The sequence below is a fragment of the Lentilactobacillus rapi DSM 19907 = JCM 15042 genome (assembly GCF_001436255.1).
Taxonomy (GTDB): Bacteria; Bacillota; Bacilli; order Lactobacillales; family Lactobacillaceae; genus Lentilactobacillus; species Lentilactobacillus rapi.
Genome location: NZ_AZEI01000049.1, coordinates 33,128 through 49,486 on the forward strand (window position 1 = coordinate 33,128; position 16,359 = coordinate 49,486).

The following is a 16,359-nucleotide window of genomic DNA, read 5'->3' on the forward strand; positions in this document are numbered from 1 at the left end:
AAATTATTGATAAAAAAGGGTGGTTATATGAAAAAGTTTTGGGGAATGGTAATGATTGCGGTCACAGCTGGATTTTTATATTCAGCGGCAAATTCACCTGCCCAGGCGTCATGGATTAGTGGCACCCAAAAGTGGTTTACGACGATTGGAAAGTATCCGGATGCCAATGAGTTTTTATATGCGGTGAAGAATCCCAACAAGAATGCTTACATGTGGAACTATAACCATACGAAGCGCGTTCATAATCTAAAGAATTACAAAAATACCACTTGGTACGTTACCCACGGTATTAAAAAGGGTAAATCGGTGTATTATCGCATCACTAATTACAATTCCACGGTTAAAGGATTAGTTTGGAGTGGCTATCTCCAACACTTGAAAACATGGGGCGCGAGTGCTTTTAAAACGTCGGCTGAATTCAAGCAGTATGTCAAAACGTCTCCTTCAGCAAAATTGACTCGGGCAATTATGAAACAATTACCGAATATACCATTGGATTATCAACTTTCACGGTACGCTGATGGCCGATACGGGGATTTTCCGAAGACTATTCCGGGCTATTCTGATATCACATCTTTGGGAACGCTCAATTTACCGAAGAAGGATTTTGCAACAATCAAGAACTTTCCAAATAACTACGATCCGGATCAAGCCAACTATGAACAGCAGTTGAATTGGTACTGGGCATTGACATTTGGCCAACCGGTAGCGCCAAGAGCTGCTAAGTTAAAAGAAGCCCTCAAAGTTAACAATATCAATTTGAACGATTATAAATCCGGTGACTGGGTCGTTGGTATTAGTGTATTTGAAGGTATTGCAAATGGAACGGTGATTATTGCAAGGAAGAGTTAGAGTGCGGAGTAAAGCAGAGCGTGGAACAAAGCGATTAGAAATCGGAGCGTAAGTCGCCGTAACAGTAAATTCCTGGGCTTGGAATTTGCTGTTACGGTGCTTACGTGCAGATTTCTGCTTTGTGGAGCGCATTTTTTCCGGGTAATGGTAAACCAAAATTTCGTAGGTCTGGGAATTCCTGATAAAGGTGCTTACATGCAGGTTGCTGCCTGATGTAGCACATTTTCTCCAAGTAATGATAAAAAAATATCCGACGACACTCAGAATACTCTGATTATCGTCGGATATTTTTTATCCCTTTATTGAATGCTTCAGTTCTTCTTAAATAAGTTAGTCAAATGATCCATAAATGCCTTCAAATAAGCATCCACATCCGCATTCACAGCGACTTTAACATTTGTATTTGGATCATCCAAACGAGCAGGGTCACCTGTTGTCCGGCCATAATACTTTTCGTCAGTCGTGACATACATGTTCAATCCGATTGTTTGAACAAAGTTTGGGTTGATCGCAACTCCGACCGCAAATGGATCATGCAGGGCACAACCATGGAGGTCTGGGCTGGTTACTTCATAAGCCTTGATATAGTAATCAACAATGTCGGCAAATGCTTCACCTGATTTGGTATGCAAGTCACGCCATTGTTGCGTTTCTTTTTTAGTCAACAAAGTTCTCAAGGTGACATCCAAGCCAACCTGGGTGAGGGGAACCTTGCGGAAAACATTGTTAGCGGCTGAAGCATCTTGTTGGATATTAGCTTCAGCGACGTTGGTCACATTTCCCGGAACGGTCACAGCGCCGCCCATGATGGTGACGTTACCGATTTGGGTTGCAATTTCTGGGGCCTTCTTAATAGCAGCGTCCAAGTTTGTTAATGGACCAGTTGGAACTAAGATGAGGTCTTTACCATATTGCTTAACGGCATTGATGAAGAAATCAATTGCGTCGCCCTTTTCTGGTTTACGGGTTGGGTCTGGCAGCTGAACTTCACCGATTCCATTTTCACCATGAATTTGAGCACTGACGGGCATTCTGTCGAAGTGATCAGATTCTGATGAGTGTGACAAGCCTTGGTAAACCGGGACGTCGGTGACACCGAGCAGTTCCAAAATCTTAAGTGAATTTTGAACACCGTCTTCAACGTAAACATTCCCATAAGAACCAATAATACCAATCAAGTCAACGTCTGGATCAGCGACTGCGTAGGCAATTGCCATTGCGTCATCGATACCAGTATCAAGGTCAAGAATCATTTTTTTCTGGGCCATTAATTAACTACCTCCGTTCGTGTATTAGCAAGGATGAAAACCCTTTACCTAATCATACTCGAAATTGAATCAGAACTCAATTGCTGAACAAATCTTGAAACCATTTTATTTGTAAGTTACGCTAGATGGTATCAACCATAGGAGTGAATTATGAAAAAAATTGGGAATAACTTTTTTTCGCTGGTTTGGACAGGTGTCCGGCGGAATTACGACAATTTGGATGATAATATTGCCAAACATTTGGGCGAGACTGACGCGAACAGTCCGGTTGAAATTCATTTATCACGGATGTTTTCTGATGTCTTTAAGCGCCATTCAAAGGATGAAGCCGACCGGCTGTTTATTGTGGGGACCCGTACCACAACGCCAAGTCTTCGAAAAGTTTCCAGTCGGCCAGTGAAACCGTGGTTTTTTTCACGGGTATTCGCGGTTTTGGCAGCGAGCTTTGTCATGCTGATTCTGCTATTATTTTTATTTAAGAGTAACAAGGCAATCCCCGGACTCATTTTTATTGGGTCGTTAGCCGTCCCGTTTTCGTTGATGATGATGTTTTTTGAAATTAATGTCTACCAAAATATTTCGGTATTGGAGCTGCTCACGACTTTTTTGGTGGGGGGCATCCTATCATTACTGGTAACGATGACCTTCTATATGCTATTGCCGATTCGAACTGAAGTCAGCATCGAATCTGCGTTAATTGTGGGAATTACCGAAGAACTGGCCAAATGTATCGTGATCATTATTTTTATCAATATGTACAAATTGAACTATATTTTTAACGGTGTCTTGATTGGGGCGGCAATCGGTGCTGGTTTCTCAGTATTTGAAAGTTCCGGTTACGTCAGTGAATATGGCCTAGCAACGATTTTCACCCGCAGTTTTCAGGCAATTGGGACGCACACAATTTGGGCAGCGATCATTGGCGGCGCAATTATTCTGGGAAAACAACGAAAGCATCAATTTACGATGAAGGATTTTTTCACCAAACCCAGATTTCTTATCTTCTTCATAATCGCGATTTGTCTTCATACATTCTGGGATTGGGATATTCCTAACACCGGAATTGATATTTCATTGTTGCAGGAATTGATTGATGTTATTATTGGTTGGTTTTTAATTTTTGTGATGATCGATGCTGGCCTGCGAGAGGTCAAAACTCTGCAAGGCCAACAAATCGTGATTCATCGGACAAAGAAGAAACAGCTTGTAAAAAAGCGCTAGGAGGATTCTCATGGCAACGGAAGATTCAATTTATGATATTACAATAATTGGCGGTGGACCCGCTGGAATGTTTGCCGGATTTTATGCCGGGTTAAGGGACGCAAAGACCCAAATTATTGAAAGCTTGTCCGAATTGGGTGGTCAGGTGAGTGCATTGTACCCGGAAAAGACAATTTTGGACGTCGGCGGCTATCCAAACATCAAAGCCAGGAATTTGGTCGAGGAATTGGAAAAGCAGCTTAAACAGGCTGATACAGACGTTAAGCTGAATCAAACGGTGACGGATGTCGATAAAATCGATGAAGGGTACCAGATCACCACTAATAGAGGAACGAGTAAAACTAAAGCGATTATCATTGCGACCGGAGTGGGCGCCTTTAATCCGCGTAAATTAGCAGTGGATAACGGTGAACAGTTCGAAGGCAAGAGCTTGTTTTATAGTGTGAAAAACTTGGCGCATTTCCGTGATCACGAAGTCTTGGTTGCCGGAGGCGGGGATGCGGCGATTGATGAAGCTTTGCTGCTGAATTCAGTTGCCAAGAAGGTTTATTTATTGCATCGTCGCGACAAGTTCAGGGCAATGGAACACAGTGTAACTCAACTGGTGCAGTCGTCAATTGAACTGGTAACCCCTTATTTGATTCAAAAGCTCACTCAGCAAGATGATGGCCGGGTGAAAGTTTCTGCTAAGAAGATGAAAACTGAAGAAATGAAAGATCTCGTGGTGGATGACTTGGTTGTCAACTATGGCTTCATCGCTCAAGACGATGCGCTAAATGGTTGGACAGTTCACCCAGAAACGGATCATGGAACCGTTAAAGTGGCAACCAATACGCTGACGGATCAGGATAACATTTATGCGATCGGGGATGTTTCAAAGTATGACGGCAAGCAACCATTGATCGCCACCGCCCTAGGAGAAGCGCCCATTGCAGTCAATGCCGCAATGAAGCACATTTATCCGGACAGACGGGGACCAGTTCACAGTACCTCAATCAGTGAGCACGCCAAGCGGCATTAAGCTAGGTAACCATAGAACGGGGCCAAAGAGAATTGAGAGTTCTCATTCTCGGATGAAAAAGCGTACCCAATATGCTCAAAATCACATTAACCAAAATAGTCAAAAGGAGGACCCCACATGTTTGAACGCGGCGCCATCGAAGTTCATGATGCCTATCAGAATAATTTAAAACACGTTAATTTAAAAATTCCAAAGTATAAAATTACCGTTTTCGCCGGCCTGTCTGGATCTGGGAAGTCCTCACTCGTTTTTGACACGATTGCGGCCGCGTCTCGGCGAGAATTGAATGAAACTTTTCCCAGTTTTACCCAACAGTATCTACCTAAATATGGTCAGCCTCACGTTAAGCGGATCGACCACCTGCCCGTGGCAATTGTGATTGAACAAAAGCGAATTGGGAAGAATGCCCGGTCGACGCTCTCAACCTACACCGGGATTTATTCGCTGCTGCGGTTGCTATTTTCTCGGGCAGGACAACCATTTGTGGGATACTCTGATACATTTTCATTCAATTTACCCCAAGGGATGTGCCAAACTTGTCAGGGGTTGGGCTACGTCGACGATATCGATTCCAAGGCACTCATTGACCCCAACAAATCCTTGAATCAAGGCGCGATCACCTTCGTCAGCTTTGGGCCGAACACCTGGCGTTGGCGCCGGTACGTGAATAGCGGCCTGTTTGATAATGATAAGCCAATCAAAGACTATACCGATCACGAAATGGACATGCTGATGAATGCCCCCCAGCAGCAATTAAAGGGGGCTCCTGCCAAATGGCCGCGGACAGCCTTGTATGAAGGGGTGATCCCCAGAATTCGGCGGTCAATTATTGGCAAAAAAGAAGCGCAGCATCATAAGGAGGCATTGGCCAAGATTGTGACCCGGCGGCCTTGTCCTGATTGTCATGGGACCAGATTGCGGCCGGAAGTGTTGACATGTAAGATTAATGGCCTCAATATTGCCGACGTCTTATCGATGGATCTTGTTCATGCACTGAAATTTCTGCATGACATTGATGTGCCGTTAGTAACTGACGTGATCCGTGAAGTCGGCACGAAAATCCAATCGCTAATCGATATTGGCTTGGGTTACCTGACACTGGATCGAAGTACCGAAACGCTGTCAGGTGGAGAAACGCAACGGATCAAAATCGCCAAATTCCTGACCAGTGACTTGGTTGACATGGCTTATATTCTTGATGAACCCAGTGTTGGCCTGCATCCCCATGATATTCAACTCATTAAAAATGCCTTGATTAATTTAAAGAACAAAGGCAACACCATTCTAGTTGTCGAGCATAATCCCGAACTGATTCCGATCGCCGATTACGTGGTTGAAATTGGTCCCAAAGCCGGTAAGGGTGGCGGCCAAGTCACCTTCACGGGAACTTACGAGGAATTACTTAATTCAAATACGATGACGGGCGATTACCTCAAACGACCCCTCACTTATCGAACACCGCGCCAATTTGACGAAAAGATTTCATTACAGCACGTCCAGACGCATAATTTAAAAGATGTCAGCGTGGCGATTCCACTTGGCGTTGAAACAGTTATTTCCGGCGTTGCTGGTTCAGGTAAGAGTTCGTTAGTTGACGCGTTAAGACCAAAGTTAAAGGAACCCTTTATTGATTTGGCTCAAGGGGCGATTGGCACCAACATACGCTCAACACCAGTGACTTATTTGGATATTTTGGACGATATCCGCAAAGAATTTGCCAAGGCAAGTGGCGCGTCGACCAGTTTATTTAGTTACAATGGCAAAGGTGCCTGTCCGCGCTGTAAGGGCAAAGGAGTGACAATTACCAACATGGCGTTCATGGATCCAGTGGTTCAGGAATGTGAAATGTGTCATGGAAAACGTTACAATGACGAAGCCTTAAGCCATCTGTATCACGGTAAAAATATCAGCGAAGTCCTCAACCTGCCGATTACAACGGCAATTGATTTCTTTAAGGATACTGAAGAAATCGATCATAAGTTAGTGAATATGCAAAAAGTTGGTTTGGACTATCTGACGTTGGGCCAGCCACTGACGACACTGTCTGGTGGTGAACTGCAACGACTTAAGTTAGCGGTTCAACTGAACAAAACCGGCACGATTTATTTGTTGGATGAGCCAACTGCCGGCCTGCATATGAAAGATGTTGCCAAGTTGATCAAACTGTTTGACGAACTGGTGGCGGCCGGAAATACGCTCATTATTGTTGAACACAACTTGGAGGTTATCAGCAAAGCAGACTGGTTGATTGACGTCGGCCCAGATGCCGGAATTTATGGTGGGGAGATTTTATATGCCGGAATTCCTGAGAAAGCCCAGACTGAAGCAACATCACGAACTGGTCAAGCATTGAAGGCCTACAATCAGCAGCGTTAGTTAAATTAAGATAAATCAATCAGATGTTGAGACATTAGTGCGACTTGGCTTAACTACTGTATATTGATAAAACTCGCACAAACGGCTGATTCTGGCCATTTAAGCGAAAAGCGGCAATGCATTCCCAGAAACAGAATGTATTGCCGTTTTTACGTAGATTTTGGAATCGAATTGGTTTTCATCCCAATCCAACTATTTTTGCTTATGCTTTTTAGTGGCGTGGTGTTCCGGTTGCCCCGCTTTCTCAGCCTTTAAGTGTTTCTCCAGCTGATCCACTTGCTTGGAAAGCCGGGCAACTTGCCGGGAGAGTTGCTTTAGAGTCTGCGTCTGTTCATCTTGTTTGTCCTCGTTCGTGAAGAAATCAGTAATCGTTGAGGTTAATAAACCAAGAAAGCCAATCCCACCAAGCATGAGGACAGCAGCGACAATTTTGCCACCGTCGGTCTTGGGGGTTACGTCACCGTAACCGACGGTCGTCGCTGTGGTAATTGCCCACCAAAGCGAATTTTGGAGCGAATCGTGCTCAAATGACGCGAAAATCAGTGAGCTAAAGATGAGAATAACCAAACTGATTGACAATAGGTAGATAAAGCCGGTGTCGTACAAAAAGCGGTGCAGGGCCCGGGTAAACTTTCCAGACAGGCCAAATTTCCAAAGCAGGTTGTAATACCTCACGATTGAATAGAGGCGCGCAATCCGGAAAAATACGAAGATCGGATGTGATGGGATTAACGCAATCAAGTCGAACAAATTTGAAATCAAAAAGTCCTTTTTGGATTTGGCTCGGAAAAAGCGGATAACATAATCCATTAGAAAGAACAGCCAAATCAGCATGAAGGTGATGCGATATGGCCCGTTATGCAGCGTAATCGTGCCGTTAAGAGCGAAGATGGCCATCGCAAAGGATACCAATGCCAAGGCTGCAACCAGCACATTATAGAGCAGAATATCCAGTTTTTGAATGCCGCGTTTCATATTGCCAACTCCCCCTAAAAGTGAACAATTCACCGCACTTAATCCTCGATAAGCCAGCTAGATGCATTTTATCCCCAGACTTCAGCCGACTTACTAACGGCTGCTGTCGTTGTTGGTTGCATCCGGATTGGTAATCTTAATCCGGTTGGTATCGCTTGATTTATGATGAATCTCAGGCGCATCGGTAAAGTATTCATGGATCGTTGACTTATTACCGTTTTCAGAATACAAGCTCGTTGATTTCTTGCCACGTTTCTCTTCAATCTTCTTCTCTTTTTGATAGCCATCAGCGTAATTATATTTCCGGGGGTCGATACTTTCGAAGCCCTTTGGATGGTAGAAGCGCAGCAGGTTCTTTTCGTTGAGCGAATCGGAAAGGGACAATTCGGTTTGGACCCGCTTCTTGTTTTTCTTCACTTGTGCTGCCTGTTGCTTGGTCAGTTTCAGCAATTGGCCAGTCTTGTTTGAGTAAACGTCGCCGCCAATTGAAGTGAAGGTTGGGCTGACCCAGTCCTGATTTCTGAATGCTACGACTTGATCATGCTGCTTTGAGAAAATGTCGGTGCCAAATTGAACGTACCGCTTGGTACTGACCCCGAGTAAATGCATCAATGTTGGCAGAACGTCAATTTCCCCGGCATACTTATTAGAAACGTACCCGTCTTTTCGGCCAGGGATGTTGATGATGAGTGGAACCCGCTGAAGTTGAGCGTTGTCAAAGTCGTCCCAATCGTCAGCGTTCCGGTGGATTGCCTTGGCGAGGTTCTGGTTCTCAGAATCGGAAATTCCGTAGTGGTCCCCGTAAAGCACAATGACGGAATGTTTCAGTAAGCCACTCTTACGCAGGTAATTATAAAATTCATGGACGGCTTGATCCAGATAGTGGGCGGTTAGGAAGTAGTTATCGACCACGTCATCGCCAGTGTTGGTGGTCTTGAAGTTAGTATCTTCCTTATCAAGGTCGAATGGGAAGTGATTGGTAACCGTGAGGTATTTGACATAGAAGGGCTGTTGGAGATTTTGCAAGTATTGCACGGAATCCCTGAATAACAGCTTATCTTTCAAGCCATATCCCAACGAGCGGTCGCCAGACGTATCATAGTAACTGGCATCAAAGAAGTATTGGTAACCCATGTTCTTATAAACATTGTTTCGATTCCAAAAACTGGCAATGTTCCCGTGGAAAACAGCACTCGTGTAACCCCGACGCTGCTTCAGAATTGCCGGAGCGGCTTGGAAGGTGTTGTCACTACCCAGTTGGGCAAAGAGAGACCCCTGGGGCAGGCCATAAGTGCTGGTTTCCAGCATATTTTCAGCATCGGACGTTTTTCCTTGACCAACTTGATGGAAAAAGTTCTTGAACGCATATGAAGAGTGACTCCGATATAATTTATTTAAAAATGGCGTGACTTCCTTGCCATTGATCTTTTGGCCAATTAAGAATTGCTGGAAACTTTCCAAATGAATGTAAATGACGTTCTTTCCCTTGGCAATCCCATAATATTTTTTGTTCGGCTTTGCATAGTGAGCGCGGGTAAATTTGAGGACGTCGTCTAGTTCGGACTTGGTGGCGGTAGCCCGCAGATCGTTATTGTGCTGTGACTTCATGCCATCATAAACCGTGAACGCATCTAACCCCAGGTATTTGACGATGTAGGTCCGGTCAAATGTCCGAGTGAGCAACTGCGGTCGATCCATTTCTGCCAGTGAAAGGTTAATCGTAAAAAAGAGCATGCAAAAAGACGTCACTGCCAATCCGATTCGGCGGTTAAGTGGCCGTTGGTCGATCTTGATTTTTTTGAAGACCAGCAGTAAGACGATAACGACAATATCAATCCAGTAGAAAATATCGTGAATGTTAGTGAGCGCCCATGAACTGCCGCTGAGTCCTTGATTGACTTTGGAGTAGCCGGTCATGGTGCTGACGGTCATGAAATCGGTAAATTCTCGGAAATAAATGACGTTTAAGTAGAGTAAAACTGTGTCGAGAATTGAAATTAATAGGGCAATCGGATAAAAGAACCGAGCCCGTTTGAAGTAAAGGGCAATGCCAATCAGTAAACCAGTCGTGGCTAAGGGGTTAATCAAGACGATCAAGAATTGAAAGGGATTACCGATCCCCAATTTAAAGTCAGCGAAATAAGCCAACATTGTCTTGAGCCAGAAACAAACGACTAGTAGAATGAGGAATCCTTTACGGGTGCTACTTTTCTCAAGAATCTTATTAACGAATTTCAAACCTTCTGCTCCTTAATATTATTGCTTGTTTTATCTTATCAAATATTTTTCCAAAATTAAGGAAATAATCGGGATTTTGCCTAAATCTTAAAATGATTTGTTGTAACTGTATGAAAAAATTCTTATACTTGAGGCATCAAGCGTAAAGGAAGTGTCAGGATGAGTAAGTTTACGTTGTATATGGTTCGTCATGGGCAAACCTATTTCAATATTTATAATAAGTTACAGGGGTGGAGTAATTCGCCACTGACCGATAAAGGGATGCAAAATGCGGTTGATACCGGTGAGAAGCTTAAAAATACAAAATTTGCGGCGGCATACTGCAGTGATACCACTCGAGCCGAGGAGACTGCAAGGGTCATTTTGGAAAAAAATCAGGTTTCCGATGTCAAGCAACCAACGACGTCGATGTTTTTCCGGGAGGAGTTTTACGGTTATTTTGAAGGAAATGACATGGATCAATCTTGGTATCTGGCAGGAGCGCCTCATGGCCTGCCCACGTTTAAAGATATCGTGGAGAAATATTCGATCGGCCAAGCTAAAGATTATTTGAAGGCGGCAGACCCCTTCCATCAAGCTGAAAATAACGATGAATACTGGCAACGGTTGAATCAGGGATTTGATCTCATTAAGAATAATCCAACGATCAAAGATGGCGATAATATCTTGTTGATCAGCCACGGCAATACCTTATTGAGTGTCGTCGAGCGTTATGGTGAAGGCAAATATGACATTACCAAGCGGCCAGCTAATGGAAGTTTAACGAAGTTGGCATTTGATGGTGATAACGTGAAGGTTACGGCGTATAATGAATAGTGTACGAGAAAGCAGGCTGTAATTTGTGTCATTAATGCATTCGTTTTTCTCGTGGCAGTTTTACGATGTGAGTTTAACATCCAGAATCACCCTTGATTTTGATTGCCGCCCAGCCCGTTCACCACACATATTTTATAAGTATTTGCAAAACTAATTCACTAGGTAGGTACATTTTGAAATTTAAAGAAACAGATCAACTTGATGACATATATCACGATGCCCGAACCATTCGCCACCATGTATTTGTAGGTGAGCAGGGCATCGATGAACATGATGAATTCGATGGTACCGATTCGCAGGCGGTGCACTTTGTTGCTTATGTAGATGGTCAACCGGTGGCAACCGCACGAACGACGGTAACTGATGAGGGTGTCCATATCCAACGGGTGGCAACCGAAAAAGAGTTCCGGCATAAGGGTTATGCCAAACAATTATTACAGTACATCTTGAATGATAAGCGATTCGCGCAAGTCTCCCGTTTCTATCTTGGAGCCCAGGAAACTGCAGTTGGTTTCTATCAGACGTTGGGCTTTCACACATACGGCGAGCCATTTGTGGAAGTCGGCATTAAGCATCGACAAATGGAAAAGCTTGACCGCCATCATTCAAATCTTCATATCAGTTGACACACTTGAGAAATCGAGTGTGTTTTTTTGTTTTTAGCGTGGAATACCAATCTTTTTAATCCAAGTGAGGAGTCGCTGCCATCCAAAATGAATGCCAATCGCCGAAGCAAATGACAGTATCCAAGTGCCGATGTAAATCACAATTATTCCCAAAATTGGATTTCTAGTGACCAACGCTTTGCCAAAACTGAGCCAAAGAATTTGCTGCCAAAAAACATTGGAGAGAAATGCCTTATAGGCAAAGCCTGCCAGATAGTGAACGATCCGAGTGATTGCCATGTGTTGCCTAATTTGATAAAGGGCAATTGCCGAGATTAGCAAAATAATCGCCAAGTCATAGATGGCCATTGAAGGCTTGTAATAAATGGCGTTGGTTAATTTTACGGGCAGACCAAACTGAAGCAGTTCGATGTTGATCCAGTAGAAGCTGCCACAAGCCAACACTACTAACAGGAACCAGTAACGCTGTAAAAATTTGGCAACGATAGGGTGATAGTGCCATGCCAGGGCGCCACCGACCCCATAAATGATAAAGCTCGGAAAGAAGCGATCCAGCAAGTACCAGCGAGTCATGTAGGGGCCATGAAAGACCAGTTGATCGTACAGCCATAACCAACCAAAATAAACGAAGGTGGTCACTGACAGGGCAATGAGGCCCCGATATGGATTTGTTTGACACCACTTCACCAGTTGCCAAAATAATGGCATCAGCACAATGAACTGTAACATCATCGTATTGTACCAGAGGTGGGGAGCTGCATTACCATTAATGAACTGCCAGATAAATTGATCGAGGGTTTGATAATGGTTGACCTGCTGTACCCAAGGCATTATCAGCAGATAGATGTTTGTCCACCAAATGGTCGGGATCAATAACGCGTGCCACTGGGTATTTAGGTAGGCACGATAGTTAGGGCTGGCTGAACTTGTCCGAATGGTGGTGTACAAAATTCCAAAGATAAATGCTGGGGCAGTGAATTTAACCAGATTGTACGCGACCCCAATGCCGACCTGGACTTGGTGACTTGGATGGGTGGTCAAGGCAAATGCAAGAATAGTTTGCAGCATGACAGCCGTGCAGGCGAAGAGCTTGAGGTAATCACCAACGTCTGTCATATTTGAATTGGATTGTGACTCTGGCATAGGACCAGTCCTTACTGTAATGATTATGATTTTGGTCAAAGAAAAAAGAACTGGAAGTTATTCCCAGTCCCTTGAAATTTTATGTGGTTGATAGTTATTGAATTGTTGGATGTAACAAATGAAGATTAATCGAAATCAGTTACGTGAGCTGATCCAACGTAGTTCCACCATGGTGCCTTAACCGCTTCAGTAATCACACCGCGGTTTTGAGCATCGATCATTTTACCATTACCGACATACAAACCAACGTGAGAAATTGCTGATGCGTTCCAGCCGAAGAATACCAAATCACCTTTTTGAAGGTTCTTGTATGAAACTTTCTGACCGGCATTGTATTGTGCTTGGGCGGTACGAGGAAGGGTAACATTAGCGCCCTTCTTGTAAACATAGCTGGTGAATCCTGAGCAATCAAATGATGAAGGACCAGTAGCACCGTATGAATATGGTTTACCAAGGTTTTGCTTTGCAACTTGGTAAAGTTGTGAGTAAGAAGCATCTGTATCAGCCTTTGATGCTGATGCAGTGCCAAAACCTGCTGTTAATAGTGCAAAGAATGCAACTAAACTTAAAATAATTTGTTTATGTAATTTCATTTTTCTTCAACAACTCCTATCAATGTACAGTGAATACTTTAACAAGAGATTGTTGCAATCGTGTAACAAACAATTTGCAATGCAGTTAAAAGAAACTTAAGGAATGAAACATTCATTGTGATATTGCGGATTGAACGCTCTCAAACGTTACTGTGACGGCAATAATCAGTTTCAATTAATATGACAAACTAGCCGACTGGTCGCCACAATCTTAACTGGATTTCGGGTGGATTAATGTAAAATAACCCATTTTGCGCTGGAATGAGCAAATAAATAACAGACGCTTGGACCAATCAAGCTAAATTTTCAACGGGTTGGAAACGATGGCCAGCGTTAATATGAACGATGTTGAGGATCCGATTGGTTCAGATTTAAGTAATTCTGTAATTTAAAAACAATAAAAAAGAAGCCGATGCAAACGGTGAATTTGCTTTTGGCTTCCTTGGGAAGGGCAACATTGATTATTTATTTTTCAACATATTCTTCTTACTTGGTAGGGTGACCGATAATTTACCAAGGGATGAAACGATCAACGGTAAGACGAGGTAATAAACACAGACCGTGTAAATCACAATCAAGGCAATTTCGATCAGGGCAAACGAGGCACCAAAGGTCAAGGCAATTGCCAAACCAACGGCGACTAAGATGATGTATCTGACAATTTTGCCATAACTGGCCATGGTTGGCCGAATCCAGTCGAGCATTGATAACTCTGTATATCTAAACGACAATCCCAAAGCAATGATCTGCCAGGCTGCGATCGCCGTTAGAATTGAAACGGAAATTAATGGCACTTGCCAATCGAATTGATCGACGTTGGCAACGAAGCGCATCGTGATGTAGGCCAGCTGGAAGCCAGTGACGGCCGACATCAGGAAAGCAATGATCCAGTAGAACGGTTGAAGAATGGCGCGGCTAACGATAAAGACCGCCGCCATCACCCCAATGATGACAATTGCCAACAATGACATGAAGTGATGACTCAATTTAGATTGATTGATTGCTTGAGAGACGGGTTCACCAGTCATGGCAACTTGGTCATGTGCGAGTGGGGTTCCTCGAAGCTGCAAGTTGACCTGGTTCTGTAATCGCTGTACTTGCTTAATGTTGGACTCACTCGATGGCGCATTCTTCATGACCACTTGGAGTGTGGTAATCTTTTTGTTTTCACTGGTGTAATTCAACATGGTTTGTAAGAAATCGGTATCCGTTAATTGTGCTTTGGTAATGTAGTAAACGTTAGCGGCACCAGATTGTTGCAGGCCATTCAAGTAATCGTAAATATCATTTAGTTGAGAAGTGGACGAATGAACTTGCCCACTGACCTTCTTTAACTGCTTTTGGACTTGATCGATCTGTTGACTGTAATTCTGTAGATTGTTGTAACTATTTTGACCATAGTTTTGAATCACTTGACCTTCAGCACTTAATTGACTAAGTCCTGATGAAACGGCTTGCAGTGATTGATTTAACTCATTAATTTTTGCCTGGTAGGCCCGAACTCGCCGAGACGCACTTTGGCGGCCGGCAACTCCGGAATTAGCAGCCGCTTGGCTTACTTGGGAGGCAAGGTTACTGCTATCGCTGATGATTTGATTACTCTTCTTCACCAGCTTGGACATGTCTTTGACTTGTTGCTTCAAGGCTGACAGGTTGAGGTTGCTGTCACTGTTTTGAATCCCGCTGGAAGCTTGGGATAATTGCCCGGTAGCCTGTTTGGCATTGAGGCCAATTGACTGGAGCTGACTTGAAACGTAGTACTTTTCAATTGGCATGCCACCTGGTTGGGTCAATGAATAGACAGCACTGACGCCTTGCGTGTGTTGTAATTTACTGGTTAAAGCATCAATATGCTGGAGATATTTTTCGTTGTCCAATGGCTTATCGTTCTTCAAATAAATCGTGATCGGGGTTGCTTTACCTGCCGAGAAATGAGCTTGGAGAAGTTGAGCTCCTTTGACGGCTTGGTTTGTTTGGGTCAGGTTGGTCATTGGGGAGAAGTTTAAACTATTATGATAGAAATAAATAAATGGCAGGGTAATGTAGAGAACTACCAGAAAACTGGCCAACGGCTGCCAGAGCGAAAATTCGGTTGCGCGGGACCAGAAATGAGATTTCATCGCCGTGAGTGGCGCGTTTGATGGCCAGAAGAGACTTTCACCCAGTGCAGCGGTGAAAACGGCGTTTAAAGTAATGGTTGCCAGAATTAGAACTAAGTAAGTGATTCCAAGGGTCCACAGCGATTGGATTTGGTCGTAGTTCACGAAGCCACAGGCGAAGAAAATAATGGCGAGGGCCCCACCGACCACCGTAATTGGAAATCTGAGCGCAGCAATTGTCTGGGTAGTGGCATAACCACCTTCCCGCTGGAGCGCTAAGACACTGCGGAATTTACGATAAATGTAAATATTCCAAATCGTGCCGATTGTTAAAGTTGCGATGCCAATTTCCAGTGGCACATATTGTGAATATGGCAAATTAAATAGCCTCGACAGGTGCAGTGACACACTATATGAGGTCACAAACGCCGAGAACAGAGTGATAAATGAAATCAGTGGTGCAAAAACCGACCTGAAATAGATGCCAACGATCAGCATTGACACGATGAATAGCGCGATCAAAACTAATTGAGTGACTTGCGAGTTCTTTTGGTTGTTAACATCACGGATGATTTCAGGGCTGGTAACGTAAGACTTTAGCCCGTGAACTTTGACTTGGCTGATAAGTTCGTTCGTCAAAACGCGGAGGGTATTGCCCTTGGCGTTGAGGTCCAAACTAACCATTTGAGTGGAGCCGTCCTTTGAGAGCATTTGGTTTTTGCCGGCAACGTTTGTGCTTGGCGTGACAATCTTCTTAATGCTGTAATAGGATTTGTGCTGTTTGAGCTGATTAATTGTCTTGTCGATTTTGGCTTGTTGCGAATTGGTAATCTTGCCCGTTGAATTCTGATAGACAATATTAACCGAGGTGGTTCCCCCAAGTTGATAACCCCATTGTTGGCGAAGCTGGTTGGCTTTTGCCGGCTGAGAGTTGGCACCATAGCTCGGCTGACTGTATGATTGCAAGGCATCTGTTATGTTTGGTGCGGAAATAATTGCAATAAAAACAATAATCAGCCATACTAACAGCGTGAATAACCGATTTCTGTGTAATTTAATCATTGTGTCTTTCATTAAGTCGTCCCCTAATATGTATGTATGAAAAGGCTCATATACTAAGAGTTTACCATT

General features: G+C 43.8%; 12 protein-coding genes. 6 read left to right on the plus strand and 6 right to left on the minus strand.

The window, feature by feature from the left end:
• Positions 1 to 27 precede the first annotated feature (27 nt).
• Positions 28 to 852, plus strand: a complete 825-nt coding sequence (locus tag FD12_RS06335; protein WP_054747303.1) for a hypothetical protein — start codon at positions 28 to 30, stop codon at positions 850 to 852.
• Between the two features lie 311 nt (positions 853 to 1,163).
• Here FD12_RS06335 and FD12_RS06340 read toward each other — a convergent pair whose 3' ends face one another.
• A complete protein-coding gene (locus FD12_RS06340; protein WP_056982243.1) occupies positions 1,164 to 2,120 on the minus strand; it encodes a nucleoside hydrolase in 957 nt (318 codons plus the stop codon).
• A 150-nt stretch (positions 2,121 to 2,270) separates the two neighbouring features.
• Between FD12_RS06340 and FD12_RS06345 the strand changes: the two genes are divergently transcribed.
• The 3 genes from FD12_RS06345 to FD12_RS06355 all read left to right on the plus strand — a co-directional run bounded on the left by FD12_RS06345 (position 2,271) and on the right by FD12_RS06355 (position 6,738).
• On the plus strand, positions 2,271 to 3,341 hold the full coding sequence (locus FD12_RS06345; protein WP_056982244.1) for a PrsW family intramembrane metalloprotease: 1,071 nt from the start codon (positions 2,271 to 2,273) through the stop codon (positions 3,339 to 3,341).
• 10 nt (positions 3,342 to 3,351) lie between these two features.
• Complete coding sequence (locus FD12_RS06350) at positions 3,352 to 4,362, plus strand: NAD(P)/FAD-dependent oxidoreductase (protein WP_054747305.1); 1,011 nt, start codon at positions 3,352 to 3,354, stop codon at positions 4,360 to 4,362.
• 117 nt (positions 4,363 to 4,479) lie between these two features.
• The gene (locus tag FD12_RS06355) at positions 4,480 to 6,738 is read left to right on the plus strand and encodes an ATP-binding cassette domain-containing protein (RefSeq protein WP_056982245.1); all 2,259 of its coding nucleotides are present in this window, start codon (positions 4,480 to 4,482) and stop codon (positions 6,736 to 6,738) included.
• A 192-nt stretch (positions 6,739 to 6,930) separates the two neighbouring features.
• On the opposite strand, the gene FD12_RS06360 is transcribed toward FD12_RS06355, so the two are convergent.
• Together FD12_RS06360 and FD12_RS06365 are read right to left on the minus strand one after the other, a co-directional pair.
• Entirely contained in the window at positions 6,931 to 7,713 is a 783-nt protein-coding gene (locus tag FD12_RS06360) for a potassium channel family protein (protein ID WP_054747308.1), read from the minus strand.
• A gap of 93 nt (positions 7,714 to 7,806) precedes the next feature.
• Positions 7,807 to 9,951, minus strand: coding sequence for an LTA synthase family protein (locus FD12_RS06365; RefSeq protein WP_056982246.1), 2,145 nt, complete (start codon positions 9,949 to 9,951; stop codon positions 7,807 to 7,809).
• Between the two features lie 159 nt (positions 9,952 to 10,110).
• Here FD12_RS06365 and FD12_RS06370 point away from each other — a divergent pair, with 159 nt between their 5' ends.
• Positions 10,111 to 10,767, plus strand: coding sequence for a histidine phosphatase family protein (locus tag FD12_RS06370; RefSeq protein WP_056982248.1), 657 nt, complete (start codon positions 10,111 to 10,113; stop codon positions 10,765 to 10,767).
• A gap of 173 nt (positions 10,768 to 10,940) precedes the next feature.
• Positions 10,941 to 11,393, plus strand: coding sequence for a GNAT family N-acetyltransferase (locus FD12_RS06375; protein WP_054747309.1), 453 nt, complete (start codon positions 10,941 to 10,943; stop codon positions 11,391 to 11,393).
• 33 nt (positions 11,394 to 11,426) lie between these two features.
• On the opposite strand, the gene FD12_RS06380 is transcribed toward FD12_RS06375, so the two are convergent.
• The 3 genes from FD12_RS06380 to FD12_RS06390 form a co-directional block, all read right to left on the minus strand.
• Entirely contained in the window at positions 11,427 to 12,536 is a 1,110-nt protein-coding gene (locus tag FD12_RS06380; RefSeq protein WP_056982249.1) for an acyltransferase family protein, read from the minus strand.
• A gap of 125 nt (positions 12,537 to 12,661) precedes the next feature.
• Entirely contained in the window at positions 12,662 to 13,129 is a 468-nt protein-coding gene (locus FD12_RS06385; protein WP_054747311.1) for a C40 family peptidase, read from the minus strand.
• 461 nt (positions 13,130 to 13,590) lie between these two features.
• On the minus strand, positions 13,591 to 16,302 hold the full coding sequence (locus FD12_RS06390; RefSeq protein WP_056982250.1) for an MMPL family transporter: 2,712 nt from the start codon (positions 16,300 to 16,302) through the stop codon (positions 13,591 to 13,593).
• Positions 16,303 to 16,359 lie beyond the last annotated feature (57 nt).